Source organism: Pleurocapsa sp. CCALA 161, assembly GCF_003003995.1.
Taxonomy (GTDB): Bacteria; Cyanobacteriota; Cyanobacteriia; order Cyanobacteriales; family Xenococcaceae; genus Waterburya.
Window position 1 is genome coordinate 1 of record NZ_PVWF01000021.1, and the last position, 21,727, is coordinate 21,727.

Below are 21,727 nucleotides of genomic sequence, written 5' to 3' on the forward strand. Positions count from 1 at the left end.
GAAACAGAAACCTAAGTCGTGAGTCTTAGGAATCCCCCACTATATCGGTACTCCGATTAGTGGCGGGAGGATGTCAAATTAAGTAGTATTTAAGCAATTGTATGGCTAGTTGACGTTAGATCGACTGCAGTTGTTTAAGTTATGTTTTTTGTGTGTTTCACGTTTTCCTGGAACTATGCTGTTGAGGAAGGATGATTTTATTAAGTTAAACTTTTAACCTTAACAACTCATTAACAGATTATTTTCCTTTGGCGATCGCTTTGTTTGCTACTATATCAGGCTAATCTAATTATTAAGTTCGATTGAACAGCTAAATGTTTTGAGATGGGGACTTGGGGAGTAATTATTCGCACTTGACTCAGATTGATTTGAGCAATATTCCATCTACAGTGAGATTTATCTCTGGTTATCTATCTGCATAATAGAGGCGTTGCCAAAAAGACTTAGTTAACTTAGTTTTATGAACGACCAAAAACAGCAAAGGCGGTATTCGGGTATTTATGATGCTCCTAGCAAGATCAGTGTAATAGGAGTTTGAGAACTATTTCATGCTTGAATTTATTGTTAATAGTATAAATTCTCTCGGTTACGTAGGAATTGCTGTCTTGATGGCGCTGGAAAATCTAGTACCGCCTATTCCTTCGGAACTGATTATGCCTTTAGCTGGATTTGTTGTAACTCAGGGAAAGCTAAACTTGATTACCGTAATTATTGCAGGAACTATCGGTTCAGTAGCAGGAGCAACTCCCTGGTATTTCTTGGGTAGATATTGGGGGTTAAAACGGACAAAAGCGATCGCCGATAAATATGGCAAATGGTTGGCTGTCTCAGGCGCAGATGTAGAAAAAGCTAAAAAATGGTTCGACAGCAGAGGCTATGTAGCTACGGCTATTGGTCGTCTTGTACCAGGCATCAGAACTTACATATCCATTCCCGCAGGAATTAGCAAGATGGCTTTGTTGCCTTTTTTGGTTTATTCAACGGCAGGATCAATTATTTGGGTTAGCTTGCTGACTTATGCTGGCTACATCCTGGGGGAAAACTATAAATTAGTAGAAACTTATCTGAAGCCCATAAGTATCTTGGTTATCATTGCCGTAATATCTTTAGTTATTTATTGGGTGGTCAACAGAAAAAAGCACCGTATTTATAAATAATTAACTGTGGCGCTATTTAGATGGTTCAATGAGCCTAGCAAACTATGATGACGAATCAATATTTGATCGCCGTTTTACCAGGAGAAGGAATTGGGATAGAAGTAGTACAGGCAACACTGACTATTTTGCATCAGGTAGCGGTCAAACATGATTTCCAACTGCAAGTAGATTATGGCGAAATTGGACAGACAGCCTTTGATCAATACGGCTCATACTTTCCTGAAATAACAGCGCAAATATGCAGCAAAGCCGATGGTATTCTTTTTGGTGCAGTAAGTACAGGCGGGTTATTAGAACTCAGGAAGAAATTTGATTTCTTTGTCAATTTACGTCCAGTCAAAACATTTCCCAGCTTAATTAATAATTCTAGTTTAAAAAAAAATTACTTATCTGGAGTAGATATTTTATTTGTCAGAGAATTAGTTAGCGGGATTTATTTTGGCGCATCGGGTAGAGGAGAAGATGAACAGGGTCACTATGGCTATCACACCATGCAGTATCATGATTGGCAAATTAAACGTATTGCTCAAGTTGCTTTAGATGGAGCCTTGAAACGACGAGGTTTACTTACCGTCGCCCATAAGGAAAATGCCTTACCTCATTTACCTTGGACAAAGTTAGTCCTAGAAGTTGCTCAAGCATATCCTGATGTTACTGTTGAACCAATGTTAGTCGATAATTTGGCGATGCAGTTAGTAATTAACCCGCAGCACTTTGATGTAATTTTAGCGGGTAACTTGTTTGGGGATATCCTCAGCGATCTTGGTGGTGCTTTAGTCGGCTCGATTGGTTTATTAGGCTCTGCTAGTCTAAATGAGGTAGGATTTGGTCTTTATGAGCCAATCCACGGCACTGCACCCGATATTGCTGGCAAAAACCAGGCAAATCCTTTAGGTACTCTAGCTAGCGCAATGATGATGTTAGAGCAATGGGGAGAGGGCGATGCAGTCAAGAGTTTACAACAAGCCTGGGATAATATTCTGGCTCAAGGTTATCGCACCCATGATTTATATTTTCAAAACCAAGAAACTTTGGTTACAACTCAAGAATTAGTAGAATTGTTTCTAAATAATTTAAGATGATTTTTGTCTAAGCTGCACTATCTTAACTTCCACCATCCCAACTGTATACTGTTCTCTCAAATATGCGATCGCTCGATCTGATTCACAATAATTCAATTTCAAAAGCAGTAAAGGTACTCAAGAGTTGAGTTACTTACCAGTTCGAGTTTTGATTATGGCGATCGCCGAGATTATAAGCAACTGCGTAATCGATCCTTATTTGGCTTACTTGTTTGAGAAATACCACTATCACAAAAAAGCGATCGCTTTTTTGATCCTCTACAGTTTTCTTTTGTCTTAAGCATCTTAATTAGAGATAAAGATCTATATTAATCTTGAGTGTCCATACTCATCAAACAGTTTATACTCCCTAACGGTACGCTTAATCTATGTCTCATCCTCTCTACGTAGCTTTTGTCTGGCATCAACATCAACCTTTATATAAGTCGAGAGAAGCAGACTCGGATGCTTGGGGACAGTATCGTTTACCTTGGGTAAGATTACACGGAACAAAAGATTATTTAGATCTAGTTTTGATGTTGGAGCGCTATCCCAAACTACATCAGACAGTTAATCTTGTGCCTTCTTTAATGTTGCAACTGGAAGACTATGCTGAAGGAGAGGCGATCGATCCTTATTTGGCTTTGGCTTTAACTCCCGAAGCGCAATTAAAGGTCAAAGATAAACAATATATTATTCAGCACTTTTTTGATGGTTATTTTCATACTTTAGTTGAACCCCATCCGCGTTATGCTCAACTGTATCACCAGCGCCAGGACAAAGGAGCTGCTTGGTGTTTAGAGAATTGGACAGAGCAAGACTATAGCGATTTGTTAGCTTGGCATAATTTAGCCTGGATCGATCCGCTGTTTTGGGATGATGCAGAGATTGCTAGCTGGCTCAAACAGGGTAAAGATTTCACCTTATGCGATCGCCAAAGAATTTATTCTAAGCAGCGAGAAATTATTAAGCGCATTATTCCTCAGCATAAAAAAATGCAGGATGCTGGGCAGTTAGAGATTATGACCACACCCTACACTCATCCCATCTTGCCTTTATTAGCCGACACCAATGCAGGGCGAGTGGCAGTACCCAATCTGTCTTTGCCTCAGACACGTTTTCAGTGGACAGAAGATATCCCTCGTCATTTGAGTATTGCCTGGGAAATGTATCTCGATCGCTTTGAACAAGAACCCTTTGGTTTATGGCCGTCTGAGCAATCCGTTAGCCCCATAATTTTGCCCTATATCAGCCAGCAGGGTTTTAAATGGATTTGTTCCGATGAAGCAGTCTTAGGTCATAGTATCCAGCGTTTTTTCCATCGTGATGAGGCGGGTAACGTGTTTGAACCTGAATTACTTTATCGTCCCTATCGCTTAGAAACAGAACATGGAGATTTGGCGATCGTCTTCCGCGATCACCGACTATCGGATCTCATTGGCTTTACCTATAGCGGGATGAATCCCCGTCATGCTGCTGCGGATCTGATCGGACATTTAGAAGCGATCGCCCGTTCGCTAAAATCTCATCAGGATCACCCCGATACCGCACTACAGAAACCCTGGCTGGTAACTATTGCCCTAGATGGCGAAAACTGCTGGGAATATTATCCCCGTGACGGTATTCCCTTTTTGGAGGCTTTATATGAAAGATTGAGCCGTGATGAAGATATCAAACTTGTAACAGTTAAAGAATTTATCCAACAGTTTCCAGCTACAGAAACAATTCCTTCCCAGCAGCTACACAGTGGTTCATGGGTAGACGGTAGCTTTACGACTTGGATTGGCGATCCTGTTAAAAACCGTGCTTGGGATCTCTTAACCGCAGCTAGAGAAACCTTAGCTAGACACCCAGAAGCAACAGAAGAAACAAACCCAGAAGCATGGGAAGCATTATATGCTGCTGAAGGTTCAGACTGGTTTTGGTGGTTTGGCGAAGGGCATTCTTCTAATCAAGATGAAATGTTTGACCAGCTATTCCGCGAACATATTGCTGCTATCTATCATGCCCTCAATGAGCCTGTACCCAAAGAAGTTTATCAACCTGTAGACAAACATGAAGTAAAAGGCGATCGCTCTCCCCAAAGCTTTATTCATCCGATGATTAACGGTGTGGGTGATGAACAAGACTGGGATCATGCAGGTAGAATCGAAGTTGGTGGCGCAAGGGGAACAATGCACCGTAGCAGTGTCGTTCAACGGCTATATTATGGCTTGGATCACCGCAATTTTTATCTGCGTCTAGATTTTAAGGCAGGGGTTAAGCCAGGAAAAGATATTCCAGGAGAGTTACATCTACTTTGGTACTATCCAGGAGTCACAAATCATAATAGTCCTGCGCCGATTGCTAGTTTACCTGACGAAGCGCCGTTAAACTATCATTTCCACCATCATCTAGGCATTAACTTAATTACTGAATCAGTGTGGTTACAAGAGTCTCATAGCCATGGTCAATGGCAGATTCGCGCCTGTCGTGCTGAGGCAGTTTTCAATCAATGTCTAGAAATTGCCGTTCCTTGGGCCGATTTGCACATAGAACCCGATTATCCCCTAGAAATACTCGCGATATTTGCCGATCATGGTGAATTTCAGAGTTTTGTTCCCGAAAATAAGTTGATTCACCTTCAAGCACCTTAATTCAATGAGCAACCTCGACAGTTCCTTTAAGCGGGGTTTCTCCGCCAACGGACTATCTCACAATGAGCAATGACTATCTGCTTTGTGGAATTTTGTGTAATTTTCTAGCCTTTGTTGCCATTGAACGGAAAAATTAGAGGGTAAATAGATATAAATCTAAAATTAAATGCCAGAGAGAAAACGGATTGGTATTTTAACCAGTGGTGGTGACTGTGCGGGATTGAATGCGGTGATTCGAGCGGTAACTCATTGTGCTGTAGATAGTTACGGTTGGGAAGTATTAGGAATTTGTAAGGCGACTCATGGCTTGATGTCTCGTCCTCCTGAAGCAATCCCTTTGGATATTACTCAGGTCGATCGCCTCTTGACGATGGGAGGGACAATTTTAGGTACTACCAATAAAGGAGATCCCTTTGCTTTTCCGATGTCTAATGGTGAATTACGCGATCGCTCGCAAGAAATTATTGCCGGATATCAACAGCTAGACTTAGATGCGCTGATTGGGATTGGCGGAGATGGTAGTTTAGCTATCCTGCGCAAGCTGGCACAGCAAGGAGGAATTAACCTAGTGGGTATTCCTAAAACCATTGATAATGACGTGGGTATTACCGAACGCTCGATTGGATTTGATACGGCAGTAAATATTGCTACAGAAGCGATCGATCGCCTCCATTTTACTGCTGCTAGTCATAGCCGAGTAATGATCCTGGAAGTCATGGGTAGAGATGCAGGACATATCGCCCTGAATGCGGGAATTGCAGGGGGAGCAAATATGATTATGATTCCTGAAATTCCCTATAAAATCGAAAACATCTGTGACCATATTAAAAAAAGACAGGCTAGAGGACAGGATTATTCGATCGCCGTTGTCTCTGAAGCTGTTTGCACTGAAGCAGGAGAGGTACTAGAACAGGGTCATTTTGCCGATTGTCGCCTAGGGGGCATTGGTCAGTATTTAGCAGAGCAAATTACCCAAAAAAGCGGTGCAGAAACTAGAGTGACAGTATTAGGTCATACTCAACGGGGGGGGATATCTTCGCCTTTAGATCGCATTCTGGCATCGGCATTTGGCGTAGCGGCAGTAGAATTAATTGCTCAAGAAAAATACGATCACATGGTGGCATGGCATGACCGACAGGTTACAAGCGTACCTATTGCTGATGCCATTAAAGATTATCGAGCGGTAAATCCTGAAGATACTTTAGTCAAAACTGCTAGAGGTTTGGGTATTTGTCTGGGAGATTAATTAATCGGGTTGAAACATTTTTCGCTTGAAAACTTATTAACTGATATTCTCAAGCGATCTCAATGCTTGCACTAAAATTTAAATTAGAGAAGATTTGGTAAGTAAGTAAGTAAGTAAGTAAGCAGGTGGAATTAAATATAAAACCAAAGACAAAATAGATTTTGATGGCAATTAGTTAGCTATCTCTATTCCCCAACTCTCTAACTTCCCAATTCCCCCCCCTTACCATCTTCTAATTGATTTGACCCACCTACTTATGCTGTGCGATCGCTTTCATGAATAATCCGAACAACAAACAAATAGCTACCTTTGGTGCAGGATGTTTCTGGAAAACGGAAAATGAATTTATCAACGTGTCGGGAGTCATCAAAACTTCAGTGGGATACATGGGCGGAGATTTTCCTCATCCTTCTTATCTGGATGTAGTAGCAAGAATTACTGGTCATGCAGAAGTGGCACAAGTTGAATATGATACTACTGTGATTGGGTACGAAGAATTGTTGCAGATCTTTTGGCAAATGCACGATCCCACAAGCCTTAATCGTCAGGGTGCAGACAGAGGAGAACAATATCGCTCAGTAATTTTCTATCATACTTCTGAGCAAGAGCAAATTGCTCGTAGGTCAAAACAACAGCTACAGCAGTCAAAAATTTTTGCTCAAGATATTGTCACGGAGATCAAACCAGCTAAAGAATACTATCTTGCTACAGAGGATCACCAACAATATTTTCAACTCCGCCACAAAAAATAAATTGAATTGCGTAAGTTCTATACCATTATTTGACAGTAGCTCGATGTTGAGTAAATCATAAATATCTAATCTTCCTCTTCGGGCATCGAGAAATCGCCCGATCGCTCTGAGGGAATTGCAGCAATAATGGCATCAATCACCTTGGAAATAGGGATAACTTCCAAACCAAGATCGTCGGGTAAACTTTGACCTTTGGGGACGATCGCTTTTTTGAACCCCAATTTAGCAGCTTCTTTCAGCCGTAATTCCATTTGTGAAACTAGCCGCACCTGTCCTCCCAAGCCGACTTCACCAATTAAAACAGTGCGAGGATCGACGACGCGATCGCGGAAACTAGCGACAATGGCGATCGCCACTCCCAAATCCGCAGCGGGTTCCCCCACGCCTAAACCGCCGACGGAAGCGACATAAGCATCGAGTTTAGAAAGGGGTACACCAACTCTTTTTTCTAAGACTGCCAGAATTTGCTGGAGACGATTGTAGTCAATGCCTGTAGTTGAGCGACGAGGAGAAGTATAGCTAGTGGGACTAACCAAAGCCTGAATTTCGACCACAATGGGACGAGTTCCCTCACAGGCAACCACCACAGAAGTCCCAGGTGAAGCTTCATCGCGATTACCTAAAAACAGCTCAGAAGGGTTATCAACCTCGACTAAACCTCCCTCTGCCATCTCAAAGATACCAATTTCATGAGTTGCCCCAAAGCGATTTTTGACCGAACGTAAAAGACGATGGGAAGCATAGCGATCGCCTTCAAAATAAAGTACTGTATCTACTAAGTGTTCTAAGACTCTCGGCCCAGCGATCGCTCCTTCTTTAGTAACATGACCGACAATTAACAGGGTAATGTTTTCTCTTTTGCCTACCTGCATCAATGCCGAAGTACACTCTCGCACCTGCGCCACCGAACCAGGGGAAGAAGTTAGAGCAGCAAAGTGTAAAGTTTGGATACTATCAATTACTGCCACTTGGGGTTTTAAAGATTCCAGTTCTCGTAAGATCTCTTCCAAATCCGTCTCTGGCATAACATAGAGATTATTATCTTTTTTCTGACTAACTTTGCCATTGTCCTTGCCGTTGGCTGCTGCGGTTTTAGTATCTGCCACATCCAGACGAGAAGCTCTTAACTTAACCTGTTGTCCTGATTCTTCAGCAGAAACATAAAGAATACGCGGGAGCGTATAGGACAGCTTATTTGCCACCTGTAACAGAAGGGTTGATTTCCCAATCCCAGGATCTCCACCAATTAACACTAAAGAACCAGGAACTATACCTCCACCCAAGACGCGATCGAATTCTCCATAACCCGAAGGAAATCTTTCCTGAACGTCGTTGTTAATTTCCGAAAATTTCAAAGATACTCTAGGTTTAGCTGCTCCCGACACTTTATTGTTAGAGCGAGTCCCCGACTGCCATCCTCCACGACTAGTTCCCGCCCCAGAAGATATATCTATGGGTTCTTCAGAAATCGTGCCAAACTCGTTACATTCCTTACATAAGCCAAACCATTGGCTATATTCGGCTGCACAATTATTGCAAATATATATCTGTTTAACTTTAACCATTTCATTAAGAAAAATTGGAGATTTGAAGAAATAAGAAGATAAGTAATACACTTTTATGAAGAATACAAGATCAATCCTAAGAAAGTTTAAAAGCCTCAAAGATAAATTAAATCTGAAAAAACTCCTGAATTGTGAGAATAGTTCGGGAAATCGCCGTAGAATAGAGCATTAGACCCACTATGAATATGCTAATTAAGCAGATTATTCTTTGAGGCAGTAAAAATTAAACTTAAATATCAGTAATCTTACTTAAAAAAGGAGAAGGTTGTAACTTGGAAACTAATAAAGAAAAAATTTTAGTGGTAGATGATGAGGCTAGTATCCGTCGCATTTTAGAAACTCGTCTGTCTATGATTGGCTATGACGTGGTAACGGCTGCTGATGGTGAAGAAGCTTTAGAAACTTTTCGAACTGCCGAACCAAGTTTAGTAGTTTTAGATGTCATGATGCCTAAGTTAGACGGTTATGGTGTATGTCAAGAATTACGCAAAGAATCCGATATTCCTATCATTATGTTAACGGCTTTGGGCGACGTTGCCGATCGCATCACTGGTTTAGAATTAGGTGCTGACGATTACGTAGTTAAGCCCTTTTCGCCCAAGGAATTAGAAGCAAGAATTCGCTCCGTGCTGCGCCGAGTTGAAAAAAATGGCGCGCCTGGGATTCCTAGTTCAGGAGTAATTCACGTTGGTTCCATTAAGATTGATACAAATAAACGCCAAGTATATAAAGGTGATGAGCGTATCCGTCTAACAGGCATGGAATTTAGCCTGTTAGAGTTATTAGTTAGTCGTTCTGGAGAACCATTTTCCCGTTCGGAGATTTTACAAGAAGTTTGGGGCTATACTCCTGAGCGTCATGTCGACACCCGCGTGGTAGATGTCCATATTTCTCGCTTACGTGCCAAGCTGGAAGACGATCCGAGTAATCCTGAATTGATCTTGACTGCTAGAGGTACAGGTTACTTGTTTCAACGTATTCTAGAAGCAGGAGAAGAATAAGCTAAGTCAAGAGAATATTCAGACTCTATCTCTTTGATTTTATTTTAACTAAGAGCTAAGAGCTAACAGCTAACAGCTAACAGCCTTAAAAATGAATAAATACGATGCCAATCGCATATTACGATTGCTACCTTTTTTTGCTGGGGGATTAGGCGGTTTCTTGCTATTAATAAATCGCCTTTTGACAGCACAGATTACTGATTCTCAGGCTCGTTCAGATGCTCTAGGGGTAATTGAAGGAGCGGTACTAATTTTAGTTGGTTTGCTCTGGCAACAGATTCAAGGGCGGACTCCCGATACAGTAGATCTTATTGGTGAAACGGGTTTGGAATTAGATGAATCACTATCTGAATCAGCTCAAACCGAGTTAGCTTGGGCTTCTCATTTATTGCTAACTAATACTGTAACGCGATCGCTCTTGGTCTACTATGATGGCAAGACTATCTTACGTAGGGGTGTCTTTGGTAAAAACTCTCAAGTAAAGCCTGGCGCTATTTTAGAACGAGCTATAGCTAAAGGCAAACCAGTATATCTGGTAAACCTCAGTCTTTATCCTGGTAAATTGGAGTTCGATTATTTACCAGAAAATACCCAAGGTGTTATCTGTCAACCCATTGGTACACAAGGAGCATTAATACTAGGTGCAAATGCTCCCCGTAGCTACACCAAAAAAGATGAACAGTGGATTGCAGGTATTGCTGATAAATTAGCGGTGACTCTAAATATTATTGATTGATACTTAACTTAATATTTTTAGGCAAATAACCAACAAATAATAAAATGTTGTGGGGTAAACTACAAAAATTCGGAGATGATCGAGAATATTACTTTAAGGTTAGATCAATTAGGTTAGCAATTGCTCCACCGAATCAAAGATTACGGTGCGGGGCTTCTGCCAGAGAAGCTAATAGCTAATTTGAGTTTAAAGCTTCGTCTTGGTATAGCTAAAAACCTCAAGCTAGAAGCTTAAAGCTTGTGACTACACTCTAAAGCGATCGCGAATCAGAATTATGAACGATGTTATCTTCCCCAACTCAGAATTAGATTCTTACTTCCATCCTGAGCGAGATATAGAGTTACTAAAACAGTTTGGATTCATTCCTGGCTTAAAAGATTTTTTAGTAATTCGTCAGGTACATGCTCTGGAACACGCAACAGTTTGGATGTTGAGCGATACCGTCAACTCTAAAAGGACAAAATTATCCACTAGCTATCTTTCTGCCGACAATGAGACTATCGGTGGGTTGTCTACAGAAAAAGGATTTTATTTATATGGTGAAATCAACCCGTTTAAATTGAGAAAGGCAGTTAATCTAGCTTTGATTCGTTTACAGCAGGGAGAATGGAATCTGGCGCTCCATCCCCGTTGCGGGACAAATTCATCTGTGGCAGCGATGCTTACAGCAGGAATGGCAGTTACGGCACATTTTGCTTTACCGCGATCGCCTGTTCATCAAATAATGGGGATGGGATTTGCGGCGATCGCGGCAAACTATCTGGCTCCCGATCTTGGGATCTATGTCCAGAAATATATCACCACTGCCATACCTTTTAACCTCAAGCTGCATAAAATTACTCAAATTACCGATAAATCGGGAAAACTGGGCTATTTCGTCAAGTTAAACTGGATTGATCAGAATTAACCTCGATCTACTTTACTTTGGTGAAATTGGAACTTCGTATTTTTGGCAATCTAATCTAAGCGATCGTTAAACGACGGATGCAAAATCTAAATCTCAGCAACTTGAGATATTTGAACTTAAAAATAAAAAAGATCGTTTCCTTTGAACAGATTTTTAATCATTAATAGGGTATGTTCTTTATATGTCTGGTAGATTGTGATGTCGCACTAAATTTACACCGTCATAACTATAATAAAATGAAAAATTTTTTAACCGAGTTGTTTAAGAATATTGTTCAACAATATTGGATAGAAGTTACTACAGCTAAACCGAATTGTGTTTATTATTTTGGCCCTTTTTCTACTTACAAAGAAGCTAAGTTGGCTGAACCAGGTTTTATAGAAGATTTAGAGAGCGAAAACGCTCAAGGTATTAAAGCTGAGGTTAAACGCTGTCAGCCACAGGAATTGACTATTTCTGACCAACTAAACGATAATTCCGATGTTGCCTGCGCATAAACCCCGTCTGCATAATCTTGATTATCTACTATTACCTCTTTATTTATGCCCACGTCCACTAGAGTTGGCTTTGACCAAAACTTTGCTCAAAAAACTCGACAAACAGCTTTCTTTTGGTATTTAAATGCCGATTTAAAGGATAAATAAGGCATAAATTGATCGCTGGTGGTTGATAATCTGGTAAAACAATCGCCAGGGTCTTTAGTGCCAATTCTTGTTCAATAATAAACAGAGGTAGTAAAGCTATACCTAAACCTTGTACCGCTGCATCTTTTAATATTTCACCATTATTTGAACAAAGTACTCCTTTGACTGTTACCTGATGTTTTTCATTACCATAATTTAATTGCCACTGGTTTCCTGTAACTATCTGCCCGTAATGTAAACAAGAACGTTCTGATAATTGATTAGGAGAATCAGGAACACCATATTTTGCCAGATAATCTGGGGAGGCACATAAAACTCTAGAAACAGGCGCGATCGCCTGAAACACTAAACTAGGAGATGTTTCTGGTTGAGCGATTCTAATGGTTAAATCATAACCTTCGGCAATAGGATCAATAAAGCGATCATCTAGGGTTAACTGTACCTGTAATTTGGGATATTGAGCGATAAATTTGGCGATCGCCTTGCCAAGATATAACGTGCCAAAAGACATCGGTGCATTGATTTTAAGCGTTCCTTGGGGTTCAGTCTGTAGTTCTGATACTGCCATTTCCGCTGCTTCCACTTCCGCCAAGATATTTAGACATCGTTCGTAAAAAGCTAATCCTGTGGGTGTTAGGTTAACCTGGCGAGTACTTCTTTGCAGCAACTGTACTTTTAATTCATTTTCTAAATTGATTACTAACTTGTTAACTGTCGATCGCGATACTCCCATCTTTCTCGCAGCAGCAGCAAATCCTCCTGACTGCACTACTTGAGTAAAGGCTTTCATGCTGGCAAACTTATCCATAAATTGTAGAAAATATAGAGACAATATGTCTATATAATATCGCATTGTCTTTATTTTAAATCTAATTCATAATAAATATATCGAAGCAATTAAGGAGGTAAAACCAAATGATTACAATTCGTCCTCAAAATCAAAGAGGTGTTGCTAACTTCAGTTGGCTAGATAGCAGACATACTTTTTCGTTTGGCAATTATTACGATCCACAACATATGGGTTTTGCCAGTTTACGAGTAATCAATGAAGACAAGGTAATTCCAGGAAAAGGTTTTGGTACTCATGGACATCAAGATATGGAAATTATTACCTGTGTTTTATCGGGGGAATTAGAACATCGAGACAGTATGGGAAATGGTTCAGTAATTCGTCCAGGAGATGTTCAAAGGATGTCTGCGGGTACGGGAGTTAGACACAGTGAATTTAATGCTTCTGATACCAATCCCGTTCATTTACTCCAAATTTGGATTATGCCAGAAAAACGGGGATTAGAGCCTAGCTATGAAGAGAAAAACTTTAGCTCACAGATCAAACAGGGTAAATTAACACTGATAGGCTCACAGGATGGTAGAGATAACTCCGTCACTATTCATCAAGACGTAAATCTTTATCTGGGTTTATTAACTAAAAGCGATTGCCCTAAAGGACTCGCTTCGCATCGCGCTCCGCGCACCAGTCGCCTGAGCTATTCAATTAAAAATAATCGAGGAATATGGCTACAGGTGGCTAGAGGAGAAGTAAAGCTCAACGAGCAGTTACTGCAAGCAGGAGATGGTGCGGCCATAACTAACGAAACTGAAATTGCGATCGCTGGTAATAGTTCAGATAGTGAGTTCTTGCTGTTTGATCTGGCAATGAACAATGAACAATGAAATAAACAGTGAGATAATTTAAAAAATTCTCACTAAGAAAAATGGCGTTGCATAATTGAGCTTGGAGCTTAGAACAGCAACGCCAAAAAATCTACTGAGGAATTGGAACACCCTGGTTTTGTGCTGGTAATTGCTCTGGGTTAAATTGCTCGATATTGGCAATAACCCTTTGCATCTGAGGATTATTGAGAAACTGACGAGTATCTTCAATTAGCTGTTCTCCCCAGAGATTTTCTTGGAGAAACTTAATATCAGCATAACGACCATCAAGTTTTAAAGCTGCTTTGCCCAACTTGATTGCCTCATTAACCTTTCCTTCAGAAAACAATGCCACTGCTAAAGCTAATCTGGGTTCTGCCTGTTTTCCGTCTACCTTGATTACCGATTGCCATTTAGCAATTGCTTTGTCGTAATCGCCTTTTTCATATTCTACTAGTCCTACGTTATTCAATGCTGGCCAAAAAGTCGCCTCCATCTGGAAAGCTTCTTCATAAGCAGCGATCGCGTCATCAAACTTAGCTAACTTCAGATAAGTGTTGCCTAAGCTAAACAGAGCATCAGGAGATTCATTTTTAATTTCTAATCCAGCCTCAAACTTTTCTTGTGCTGTTTCATAATCTCCTTTTTGAAAATAGGCTTCCCCCAATCTAAACAAAATTCCTTCTTGTTCAGGAGCTAGACTTTGAGCTTTTTCTAGTGTTTTAATCCCTTGAGCGATTTTTTCTTGCTGGACGTAGAGACTGCCAAGAATAAACCAAACATCAGAATTTGCTGGAGCGAGTTGAGTGGCTAATTCTGCTCTAGGTAAGGCTAAGTCATATTGTTGGAAGCGAATCAACTGCACCGCATCTTGAAGTAGTTGTAATCCTTGTAGTTCAAGTTTTTCCGAATCTAATTTAGGGATATAAGGCAATACAGCTTGCCCTCTTGCAGGCAAAGATAAACTAGATATACTAGCGCAAGCTATCAGAGAAATTAACCAGTTTTTAGACACAACACCGTCTCTACTTTGAATTTTAAATAATTAATACTCACAAGTTACTGCATTGTCTTACTTAACGGCAAATTTTCAGACGGATTTATAGTTTTATTTAGCTGAATTTAGGATGTTACTTCTCAAATCAGGTTCAATTGTCACATTATTAGTATCAACTTCCTTCACCCCATCCACTTGTTTAGCAATATTTTTCATCCGTCTGAGCAGAGCAGCATCAGCAATAGTGCCAAATAAGATAATCGCATCATCTTTTTGGGCAACATAAACTGAAGAAACTCGATTCAAATTAGAATCTTGCTTATAAGCTTTGGCAACTCTTTGAGCAAGTCCATTGAGACTAAACTCTCCATATAAACCGATTCTTGACAGGGGAATAACGGTTGATTGTAAATTTTTTTGCAAATTATTGGTTTTTGCCTGAAGATTATTGGTTTTGCGATCCAGTCTCCAGAGAAAAAATCCTAGTAAGGGAAGGGATATCAACCACAGTAAAAATATTAGCCCAAGATATTTTTTGAAGTTGGCGAGATTTTGCTTAATTTTAGGGAATTCTGCTTGATTACTATTAACATTCTGACGTAGTTTACTAATCTCGTCTTGTTGCTGACGATTGGTAAGTTTTAACTGAGAAAGTAACTTTTGTGGTGTGGCGGTAGATATCGTGGTGCTGTTGTCTGATTGATAGGTAGCAAGAGAATTTTCTAGCTTGCTGATGACGACACCTGAATCGGTACTAATTAATAATTTGTCTAATAGTCCAGGAGAAATTTGAGTATAGCCCTTATTGACACTGCGAATCACCCCCGCTAGATCCTGAGTTTCAACATTTTTCAAGAGATAACCTTTTGCTCCCATTGCTAATGATTTTGTGATGTATTCATCATTGTCAGAGGAAGTGTGCATCAAAACTTTGGTTTGCGCAAATCGAGTGGTTATTTGTTTGGTCGCACTAGCACCATCTAAACCAGGCATTTCCATATTCATAATGACAATATCAGGATGAAGTATCTCCACCTGTTGAATCGCCGCAATACCATTATTGGCCGTACCGACAATTTCAATATCAGTTTCCGTTTCTAGGGAAATTTTCAAAGTTTCCCTAACCATTTTTTGATCGTCAACTAATAAAACACGAATCATATTAAAAAGTAATCTAAAAAGTTACAAATAATCATTACTAGCAGTGCAGACTCTTTTCAGTGTTTTTTCTTACTAGCAACTACACATACATGATTACCTACGGTTCTTTTTGATGTAAGTTTCTTCACTCAATCTTTACGCCAGTGTCAAGCTGCTATGACCAATACAAAATAATTCGCTCTGTCTGAAATTACTTAAGACGTTTAAGATAATCATCATAATGCCAACTTGCTACTGTATGTCTCAGACTGATTGGACGAATCTCCACGCTAAATTACATAAGATCTTACTTCAGCGATCGCTTTTACCTCCCCAAGCCAAGGTTTTAATTGCGGTATCTGGAGGACAGGATTCTCTGTGTCTAGGTAAGCTGCTCGTGGATTTGCGTTCTAAGTGGCATTGGCAGTTAGCGATCGCTCATTGTGATCATCAGTGGTCAACGGATGTTGGCATAGTCGAGAGGGTAAGTCAGGTAGCTATCAACTGGGAATTACCACTGTACCTCAAAACTGCCCAGGATTTGCCAGAAACTGAAGCAGCAGCTAGAAACTGGCGTTATCAAGCTTTGATTGAAATCGCTCAAGCACAAGAGTTTCCATATATAGTTACGGGACATACCAAAAGCGATCGCGCCGAAACTCTGCTCTATAATTTAATTCGTGGTGCGGGGACAGATGGATTAGCTGCTTTAACTTGGCAACGCTCCTTAACTCCAGAAATTTTTCTAATCCGTCCTCTGTTGGAAGTATATCGCCGAGAAACTTTGGCATTTTGCACTCAGTTTAGTTTACCCATTTGGTTTGACGCGGTTAATCACAGCGATCGCTATGCGCGTAATCGAATTCGTGGGGAGTTGATTCCCTATCTTCAGGAGCGTTTTAATCCTCAAGTAGAAAATTCTCTGGCACAAACCGCCGAGATCCTTAGAGCCGATCTAGAATATTTGGAAAATACTGCCACTCAAGTGCTTAAAAACGCCACGAATGGCGATCGTTTAAATCGTGTAGATTTACAGCATCTATCCTTAGCTATTCAACGTCGAGCGATCCGCCAATTTTTACCTACCGTCATGTCTCGACAGCCAAATTTTGAGCAAATTCAAGCAATTGTTAATTTAATTACCGCCCCTAATCATAGCCGTACTTCTACTCTTCCAGGCGGTGCGATCGCTGAAGTATCAGGGGAATGGATTATTTTTAGCCGTCACGGGTAAAGCCCTAGCTATTAACTCTTAGCTATTTAACTAATTTATCTAGATTTCAACTTATGTAGATAGTTAATCTAAATTTTTTTGTTATTTAACCGCGCGTTAGAAACTCTATATTATTTATTTTAATTATGATATGATTTCATGATTTAATAATTAAAAAATATCTTAAAATTTAATTCCTCTGCATGTATAGCGATACGCACTTATATTAGGACAATCATTACTCGTTACTTGTTACTTGCGAGCAAATAACTTGAATACGTCCTAACCTAATCTGGTACGGCTATATATATTTGATTTGCAGTTAAGCTTGTTATGCAATAACTCAAAAACAGAGAATTTATTACCTTGAATAACAATTTATATCAAGTATTTTTTAACGAGACATACAACAAAGTTCTGTATTCAAATATAACTTTCAATTTATTTATTCTCATCTATTTATAAATTTAAATATGAATAATTTATCTCAGGCAACTTTTGTCATTTCTCTTGATGTAGAGCTTTATTGGGGGATGAGAGATGTTATTTCTCTTAATGATTATCAGAAACAACTAGCAGGAGTTCGTCAAGCGATACCTGCTCTTTTAGAGCTATTTGCAAAATATGAAATTCACGCTACTTGGGCTACTGTTGGGTTTCTTTATTATGCTGATATTAATCAATTACAAGAGAATATCCCGCAACAACTACCAAGCTACGCTCAACCAACATTAGATCCTTATCAATACATCACTACTCTAAAGCAAGAAGACAATCAACAATTACATTTTTGTCCAGATTTAATTGAGTTAGTCAAGCAATATGCAGGACAAGAAATTGGCACTCACACTTTTTCCCATTATTATTGTTTAGAAACAGGACAAACTCAAGCACAATTTAAAGCAGATCTTAATGCAGCGATCGCGATCGCAAAAAAAGCTAATATTAGCACAACCAGTTTAGTATTTCCGCGCAACCAATATAATGCAGACTATTTAACAACAATTGCCGAATGCGGTATTGACTGTTATCGAGGCAACGAAACTAGCTCTATTTATAATGACTATAAGACAGGAGATGGGGATCAACCTCTTAAACGTATATTACGGCTATTAGATACCTATTTCAATGTGACTGGTCAAAATTGCTATTCTTGGTCAGACTTATACTCTAACTATCCCATTAATATTCCTGCTAGCCGTTTTCTGCGTCCCTATTCCGCCAAGCTTAAATATTTAGACGGTTTACGCCTGCATCGCATCACTTCAGGACTAGAGTACGCTGCTAATCATGGACTTATATATCATTTATGGTGGCATCCCCATAACTTTGGCGTGAATCTAACAGAAAACCTTAGCTTTCTTGAAAAAATTCTTCAGTCATACCATAAGCTTAATACTCAAAATAAAATGCAATCTCGAAACATGGGAGAGATTGCTCAACTTTGTCTGAACTCCCAACAAAAGCAAGTATCTAAAAGTATGAACTCACTAAGTTAGTAATGGCTTCAATAGCTCTTAGCTATACGCTTAAGTTCTTCGTTGTTATTATAAGTTGACAATTAATGGGGGATTGAACCCAATTGGCTAAAAACTAAAAACTAAAAACTAAAAACTAAAAACTAAATTACTCATTGCTCTAATCGTCCATTTGCCATGGCTGAGTAATGTTACTCTCGTCCAAAATCTTTTTCGGGCGCAAAATTAACACGAGTTGTCCAATAACTACTTCTTCTGGAGCAGTTTCAGACCAGCGTAGCTCTAATTTGCCTTCTATTTCGACGACAAAATAGCTGTTTACATCCCAAGTGCGATTTGCTCGATCTAAGATCACTAAAACCTCTTCTACTTTCCCACCCAGATATTTAGGCAAAAGATTACTAGGACAGAGATAAGCTACAGGATCTTCTGCTTTTAGCACTACCTGCCAACCAGGAATTGGTACATAAGATCCACCTTTTGCTTTTATATAGCTAAATGACTGTTGAGTTTCGACCTGCTCGACCCTTAAAATTTCTTGGTTACCCAGAGGATAAGAACCAGCCAAGGGAACTATGCGAGGTAATTCTTCTTCTTGCTCTAGTCGATATAAAGGCAAAAGTGGCTCAGAGACGCTATTAGTTACGGTAAAATCGCTCAATAACTTTTCGATCGCCGATCTTGCAGTAGCAGAATGAGCAAATCTTAATCCTTGAGCAATTAAACGCGATCGCTGTTGCAGATCTTTTTGACCTTTGGCTCGTTTCCAAGCTATATATGCCACCCAATCCCCAGGATGATTAGTAAAAGCTTCTGGTAGTTGAGACATACGGGAAACATCTTTGATTGCCTTAGATATTAACGATGCTCCATCTATGTCGATCCGTTTATCGTATGCCAGTAAGCTGGCATCCACCCGCTGCTGTTGATTGAGTACGCGAAATTCATAGAGAACATCACTGCGAGGCCCTTTGAAGTAGTCTAAAATTTCAGGTGCAACATCAGCCTTGACTAAATTGTCAAATACCTGAGCAGCAACAATAACTAGATTCTGCTGGCTGTTTTGAAACCCAGTGTCTTCAAAAATCCTTTGAGGACTGTAGCCTGCTTTTTGTAATTGCTGACATCCCTGTCCCCACTCGACCCAACTTCCTTCTTTATGCAGCAGCGATCGTATTAACTCCTGAGCTTCTGCGTCTGACATCTTCATCTGATCTTGTGACATCTTGATTCCCTACTTTTGATAAGATCGCCTCTATGATATTTTCATACATTACGTTCACTTAAAACCTTAGGGTAATTCCTTAAGTGATTGTACGTATCAGGTGAGTGTTCAAAGCTTTGGTCGCAAAAAAATAAGCTTTATAGATTTTTACTCTATCTTTCGTCATAATAATTTGTGATTGCGCTTTACAATCCTTATAAAGGGCATTAAATGAAATTATGGTCAGGAAAATAGCTTTTGCTAATTAACTTTTTGAGAGCAGTTTGTTAATCCTCAAAATTGATCCGTGTTATTTTTTGTTAAATTGCTTACAATGCCAAAGGAACTGGATTTACAAGAATACTTTGTAACCTCTTTAAAAATTTTAGGGGAATATGCTCAAATTTCTGACCAATCTTCACCAAATTCATCTCAATCGAAGCTAAAATCGAAAAGCAATTGCCAATTTGTAGTTGATAATACTCAATAGGCAATTAATTTAATTTGAGGTTTAATGGATTAATACCAATCTGTTAAATAGAAGGTAATCTTCCTAAATCTCAAGATCAGTAGAAGTGTAATTAGACACATAGTTGAGCCTAGCTTAACTAAACTTAACTAAAACAATATACATTATTTTTTCACTGAAGGAGCAAGAGGAAAACGGCATGACCCAAGCTAATCAAGTCCTAGCAACGATCGCCAATCCTGTAAACGATTGGGAGAGCCTAATCGATGAAGATAGCAGCAAGAATCAAGACAGTATAGATCTAAAACCAGCAGCAAAAGAGAAAAAGAAAGCTAGTACTGCTAAGCGTGCTGAACGAGGTAGAAAGAAGCCTTACACTGAAGATTCGATTCGTATTTATCTCCAAGAAATTGGTCGCATCCGACTGCTAAGAGCAGAAGAAGAGATTGAGTTAGCGCGTCAAATTGCTGACCTGTTAGAACTAGAAAGACTTAAAGATAGCCTAGAAGACGGTCTGGGTAGAGAGGCTACTGATGAAGAATGGGCAAGAGAAGTCGACATGGAATACCGTAAATTCCGCCGTCGCTTGTTTATTGGTCGTCGAGCTAAAGACAAAATGGTACAGTCTAACCTCCGTTTAGTGGTATCGATCGCCAAGAAATATATGAACCGAGGCTTATCTTTTCAAGATTTGATTCAAGAAGGTTCTCTTGGTTTAATCAGAGCCGCTGAAAAATTCGATCATGAAAAAGGTTATAAATTCTCTACTTATGCTACCTGGTGGATTAGACAGGCAATTACTCGGGCGATCGCCGATCAGTCTCGCACAATTCGCCTTCCTGTTCACCTTTATGAAACTATTTCTCGCATTAAAAAAACTACTAAATTACTTTCCCAAGAAAGAGGTCGCAAACCTACGGAAGAGGAAATTGCTACTCGCATGGAAATGACGATTGAGAAGCTTAGATTTATCGCTAAATCGGCTCAATTACCAATATCCTTAGAAACACCCATTGGTAAAGAAGAGGACTCCCGTTTGGGCGATTTTATTGAGGCTGATGGGGAAACTCCGGAAGATCAGGTTTCAAAAAGTCTATTGAGAGAAGACCTAGAAAGCGTCTTAGATACCCTAAGTCCTCGTGAACGCGATGTTCTGCGTCTTCGTTATGGTTTAGATGATGGTCGCATGAAAACATTAGAGGAAATCGGTCAAATATTTAATGTTACCCGTGAGCGTATTCGTCAAATTGAGGCTAAAGCATTACGCAAATTACGTCATCCTAACCGCAACAGCATATTAAAAGAATACATTCGTTAAACCAATAAAATAATCTAACTTTAGATAGAAAGTAAAAACAGTAAGCAAAAAGGGAACGGCATTTATTGTCAGACCCTTTTTGACAATAGCTCTATTGTCGCTACGCTGAAGTCTATTAGTTAATTACGTAGCGACTATTTGAGTGGTTACTCCAGCGATCGCCTTATGCTGAGTTGTCCCTAGAATATAGGCTACAATTTCTATCTCTCCCAGCAAATATACTTTGATGTTTGTGAGGTTTTCTGTCATTAAATTGACTAAAGCTTGATATTTTTTTACTTGAGCTTGTTCGGCTTCGTTATGCCAAGTTTCTTGTTTGGTGGCAGCAGTAAAGAAAGCAGCAAATTCTTTGGTAGTTATTTTTGTGTCAGGGGAATAGTTATGCTGTTGTAATAAGGTTTCTTGAGTAAAATTATTTTCGTCCTGCCAATAGACAACCTGCATTGGATATTCTGTTTCACTAAGCCAAAGTAGATCTTTGGTGGCTAGTTCCAGTTGTTCAATTAATTTTTGATCAGGATTGTTCATGAGCAATGAGCAACTATCAGTA

At 39.6% G+C, this 21,727-nt stretch carries 20 protein-coding genes; 14 read left to right on the top strand and 6 right to left on the bottom strand.

Annotated features, from left to right (window positions below; translation table 11 throughout):
- Window positions 1-548 precede the first annotated feature (548 nt).
- The 6 genes from C7B62_RS07065 (at window position 549) to msrA (ending at window position 6,852) form a co-directional block, all read left to right on the top strand.
- Complete coding sequence (locus C7B62_RS07065) at window positions 549-1,157, top strand: DedA family protein (RefSeq protein WP_106234042.1); 609 nt, start codon at window positions 549-551, stop codon at window positions 1,155-1,157.
- Between the two features lie 47 nt (window positions 1,158-1,204).
- The gene (locus tag C7B62_RS07070) at window positions 1,205-2,239 is read left to right on the top strand and encodes an isocitrate/isopropylmalate dehydrogenase family protein (protein ID WP_106234044.1); all 1,035 of its coding nucleotides are present in this window, start codon (window positions 1,205-1,207) and stop codon (window positions 2,237-2,239) included.
- Window positions 2,240-2,363: 124 nt separating this feature from the next.
- Window positions 2,364-2,519: a hypothetical protein gene (locus tag C7B62_RS25620; protein ID WP_158260640.1), complete on the top strand. Its 156-nt coding sequence runs from the start codon at window positions 2,364-2,366 to the stop codon at window positions 2,517-2,519.
- 88 nt (window positions 2,520-2,607) lie between these two features.
- Window positions 2,608-4,854 carry a glycoside hydrolase gene (locus C7B62_RS07075; RefSeq protein ID WP_106234047.1) on the top strand — a complete coding sequence of 749 codons (2,247 nt, stop codon included), beginning with the start codon at window positions 2,608-2,610 and terminating at the stop codon, window positions 4,852-4,854.
- Between the two features lie 166 nt (window positions 4,855-5,020).
- Window positions 5,021-6,100, top strand: coding sequence for an ATP-dependent 6-phosphofructokinase (locus C7B62_RS07080; protein ID WP_106234049.1), 1,080 nt, complete (start codon window positions 5,021-5,023; stop codon window positions 6,098-6,100).
- Window positions 6,101-6,375: 275 nt separating this feature from the next.
- Window positions 6,376-6,852 carry a peptide-methionine (S)-S-oxide reductase MsrA gene (msrA, locus tag C7B62_RS07085; protein ID WP_106234051.1) on the top strand — a complete coding sequence of 159 codons (477 nt, stop codon included), beginning with the start codon at window positions 6,376-6,378 and terminating at the stop codon, window positions 6,850-6,852.
- A 65-nt stretch (window positions 6,853-6,917) separates the two neighbouring features.
- On the opposite strand, the gene radA is transcribed toward msrA, so the two are convergent.
- A complete protein-coding gene (gene radA / locus C7B62_RS07090) occupies window positions 6,918-8,417 on the bottom strand; it encodes a DNA repair protein RadA (protein WP_106234054.1) in 1,500 nt (499 codons plus the stop codon).
- Window positions 8,418-8,689: 272 nt separating this feature from the next.
- Between radA and rpaB the strand changes: the two genes are divergently transcribed.
- The 4 genes from rpaB (at window position 8,690) to C7B62_RS07110 (ending at window position 11,558) form a co-directional block, all read left to right on the top strand.
- Entirely contained in the window at window positions 8,690-9,418 is a 729-nt protein-coding gene (gene rpaB / locus C7B62_RS07095) for a response regulator transcription factor RpaB (RefSeq protein ID WP_106234056.1), read from the top strand.
- A 91-nt stretch (window positions 9,419-9,509) separates the two neighbouring features.
- The gene (locus C7B62_RS07100) at window positions 9,510-10,154 is read left to right on the top strand and encodes a cofactor assembly of complex C subunit B (protein WP_106234059.1); all 645 of its coding nucleotides are present in this window, start codon (window positions 9,510-9,512) and stop codon (window positions 10,152-10,154) included.
- Between the two features lie 274 nt (window positions 10,155-10,428).
- Complete coding sequence (locus C7B62_RS07105; RefSeq protein WP_106234061.1) at window positions 10,429-11,061, top strand: DUF6391 domain-containing protein; 633 nt, start codon at window positions 10,429-10,431, stop codon at window positions 11,059-11,061.
- A 236-nt stretch (window positions 11,062-11,297) separates the two neighbouring features.
- Entirely contained in the window at window positions 11,298-11,558 is a 261-nt protein-coding gene (locus tag C7B62_RS07110) for a DUF1816 domain-containing protein (RefSeq protein ID WP_106234064.1), read from the top strand.
- Between the two features lie 58 nt (window positions 11,559-11,616).
- On the opposite strand, the gene C7B62_RS07115 is transcribed toward C7B62_RS07110, so the two are convergent.
- Window positions 11,617-12,513 carry a LysR family transcriptional regulator gene (locus tag C7B62_RS07115; RefSeq protein ID WP_106234067.1) on the bottom strand — a complete coding sequence of 299 codons (897 nt, stop codon included), beginning with the start codon at window positions 12,511-12,513 and terminating at the stop codon, window positions 11,617-11,619.
- A gap of 107 nt (window positions 12,514-12,620) precedes the next feature.
- On the opposite strand from C7B62_RS07115, the gene C7B62_RS07120 reads away from it, so the two are divergent.
- Window positions 12,621-13,379 carry a pirin family protein gene (locus tag C7B62_RS07120; protein WP_106234070.1) on the top strand — a complete coding sequence of 253 codons (759 nt, stop codon included), beginning with the start codon at window positions 12,621-12,623 and terminating at the stop codon, window positions 13,377-13,379.
- Between the two features lie 91 nt (window positions 13,380-13,470).
- On the opposite strand, the gene C7B62_RS07125 is transcribed toward C7B62_RS07120, so the two are convergent.
- Both C7B62_RS07125 and C7B62_RS07130 read right to left on the bottom strand, forming a co-directional pair.
- Entirely contained in the window at window positions 13,471-14,373 is a 903-nt protein-coding gene (locus tag C7B62_RS07125) for a lipopolysaccharide assembly protein LapB (protein ID WP_233219852.1), read from the bottom strand.
- Window positions 14,374-14,466: 93 nt separating this feature from the next.
- A complete protein-coding gene (locus C7B62_RS07130; RefSeq protein ID WP_106234075.1) occupies window positions 14,467-15,516 on the bottom strand; it encodes a response regulator in 1,050 nt (349 codons plus the stop codon).
- Window positions 15,517-15,754: 238 nt separating this feature from the next.
- On the opposite strand from C7B62_RS07130, the gene tilS reads away from it, so the two are divergent.
- The gene (tilS, locus tag C7B62_RS07135; RefSeq protein ID WP_106234078.1) at window positions 15,755-16,729 is read left to right on the top strand and encodes a tRNA lysidine(34) synthetase TilS; all 975 of its coding nucleotides are present in this window, start codon (window positions 15,755-15,757) and stop codon (window positions 16,727-16,729) included.
- Window positions 16,730-17,181: 452 nt separating this feature from the next.
- A complete protein-coding gene (locus tag C7B62_RS07140) occupies window positions 17,182-18,207 on the top strand; it encodes a polysaccharide deacetylase family protein (protein WP_106234080.1) in 1,026 nt (341 codons plus the stop codon).
- Window positions 18,208-18,346: 139 nt separating this feature from the next.
- On the opposite strand, the gene C7B62_RS07145 is transcribed toward C7B62_RS07140, so the two are convergent.
- Window positions 18,347-19,411, bottom strand: coding sequence for a RuBisCO accumulation factor 1 (locus C7B62_RS07145; protein WP_106234083.1), 1,065 nt, complete (start codon window positions 19,409-19,411; stop codon window positions 18,347-18,349).
- Window positions 19,412-20,058: 647 nt separating this feature from the next.
- Between C7B62_RS07145 and rpoD the strand changes: the two genes are divergently transcribed.
- Entirely contained in the window at window positions 20,059-21,177 is a 1,119-nt protein-coding gene (gene rpoD / locus C7B62_RS07150) for an RNA polymerase sigma factor RpoD (protein WP_106234086.1), read from the top strand.
- A 123-nt stretch (window positions 21,178-21,300) separates the two neighbouring features.
- On the opposite strand, the gene C7B62_RS07155 is transcribed toward rpoD, so the two are convergent.
- Entirely contained in the window at window positions 21,301-21,705 is a 405-nt protein-coding gene (locus tag C7B62_RS07155; RefSeq protein ID WP_106234089.1) for a nuclease A inhibitor family protein, read from the bottom strand.
- Window positions 21,706-21,727: the final 22 nt, after the last annotated feature.

Bases quoted from the DNA above. Each gene is read 5' to 3' on its own strand.
- C7B62_RS07065 (WP_106234042.1), top strand. From the start codon at position 549: ATGCTTGAATTTATTGTTAATAGTATAAATTCTCTCGGTTACGTAGGA.
- C7B62_RS07070 (WP_106234044.1), top strand. From the start codon at position 1,205: ATGACGAATCAATATTTGATCGCCGTTTTACCAGGAGAAGGAATTGGG.
- C7B62_RS07075 (WP_106234047.1), top strand. From the start codon at position 2,608: ATGTCTCATCCTCTCTACGTAGCTTTTGTCTGGCATCAACATCAACCT.
- C7B62_RS07080 (WP_106234049.1), top strand. From the start codon at position 5,021: ATGCCAGAGAGAAAACGGATTGGTATTTTAACCAGTGGTGGTGACTGT.
- msrA (WP_106234051.1), top strand. From the start codon at position 6,376: ATGAATAATCCGAACAACAAACAAATAGCTACCTTTGGTGCAGGATGT.
- radA (WP_106234054.1), bottom strand. From the start codon at position 8,417: ATGGTTAAAGTTAAACAGATATATATTTGCAATAATTGTGCAGCCGAA.
- C7B62_RS07100 (WP_106234059.1), top strand. From the start codon at position 9,510: ATGAATAAATACGATGCCAATCGCATATTACGATTGCTACCTTTTTTT.
- C7B62_RS07105 (WP_106234061.1), top strand. From the start codon at position 10,429: ATGAACGATGTTATCTTCCCCAACTCAGAATTAGATTCTTACTTCCAT.
- C7B62_RS07110 (WP_106234064.1), top strand. From the start codon at position 11,298: ATGAAAAATTTTTTAACCGAGTTGTTTAAGAATATTGTTCAACAATAT.
- C7B62_RS07115 (WP_106234067.1), bottom strand. From the start codon at position 12,513: ATGGATAAGTTTGCCAGCATGAAAGCCTTTACTCAAGTAGTGCAGTCA.
- C7B62_RS07120 (WP_106234070.1), top strand. From the start codon at position 12,621: ATGATTACAATTCGTCCTCAAAATCAAAGAGGTGTTGCTAACTTCAGT.
- C7B62_RS07130 (WP_106234075.1), bottom strand. From the start codon at position 15,516: ATGATTCGTGTTTTATTAGTTGACGATCAAAAAATGGTTAGGGAAACT.
- tilS (WP_106234078.1), top strand. From the start codon at position 15,755: ATGTCTCAGACTGATTGGACGAATCTCCACGCTAAATTACATAAGATC.
- C7B62_RS07140 (WP_106234080.1), top strand. From the start codon at position 17,182: ATGAATAATTTATCTCAGGCAACTTTTGTCATTTCTCTTGATGTAGAG.
- C7B62_RS07145 (WP_106234083.1), bottom strand. From the start codon at position 19,411: ATGTCACAAGATCAGATGAAGATGTCAGACGCAGAAGCTCAGGAGTTA.
- rpoD (WP_106234086.1), top strand. From the start codon at position 20,059: ATGACCCAAGCTAATCAAGTCCTAGCAACGATCGCCAATCCTGTAAAC.
- C7B62_RS07155 (WP_106234089.1), bottom strand. From the start codon at position 21,705: ATGAACAATCCTGATCAAAAATTAATTGAACAACTGGAACTAGCCACC.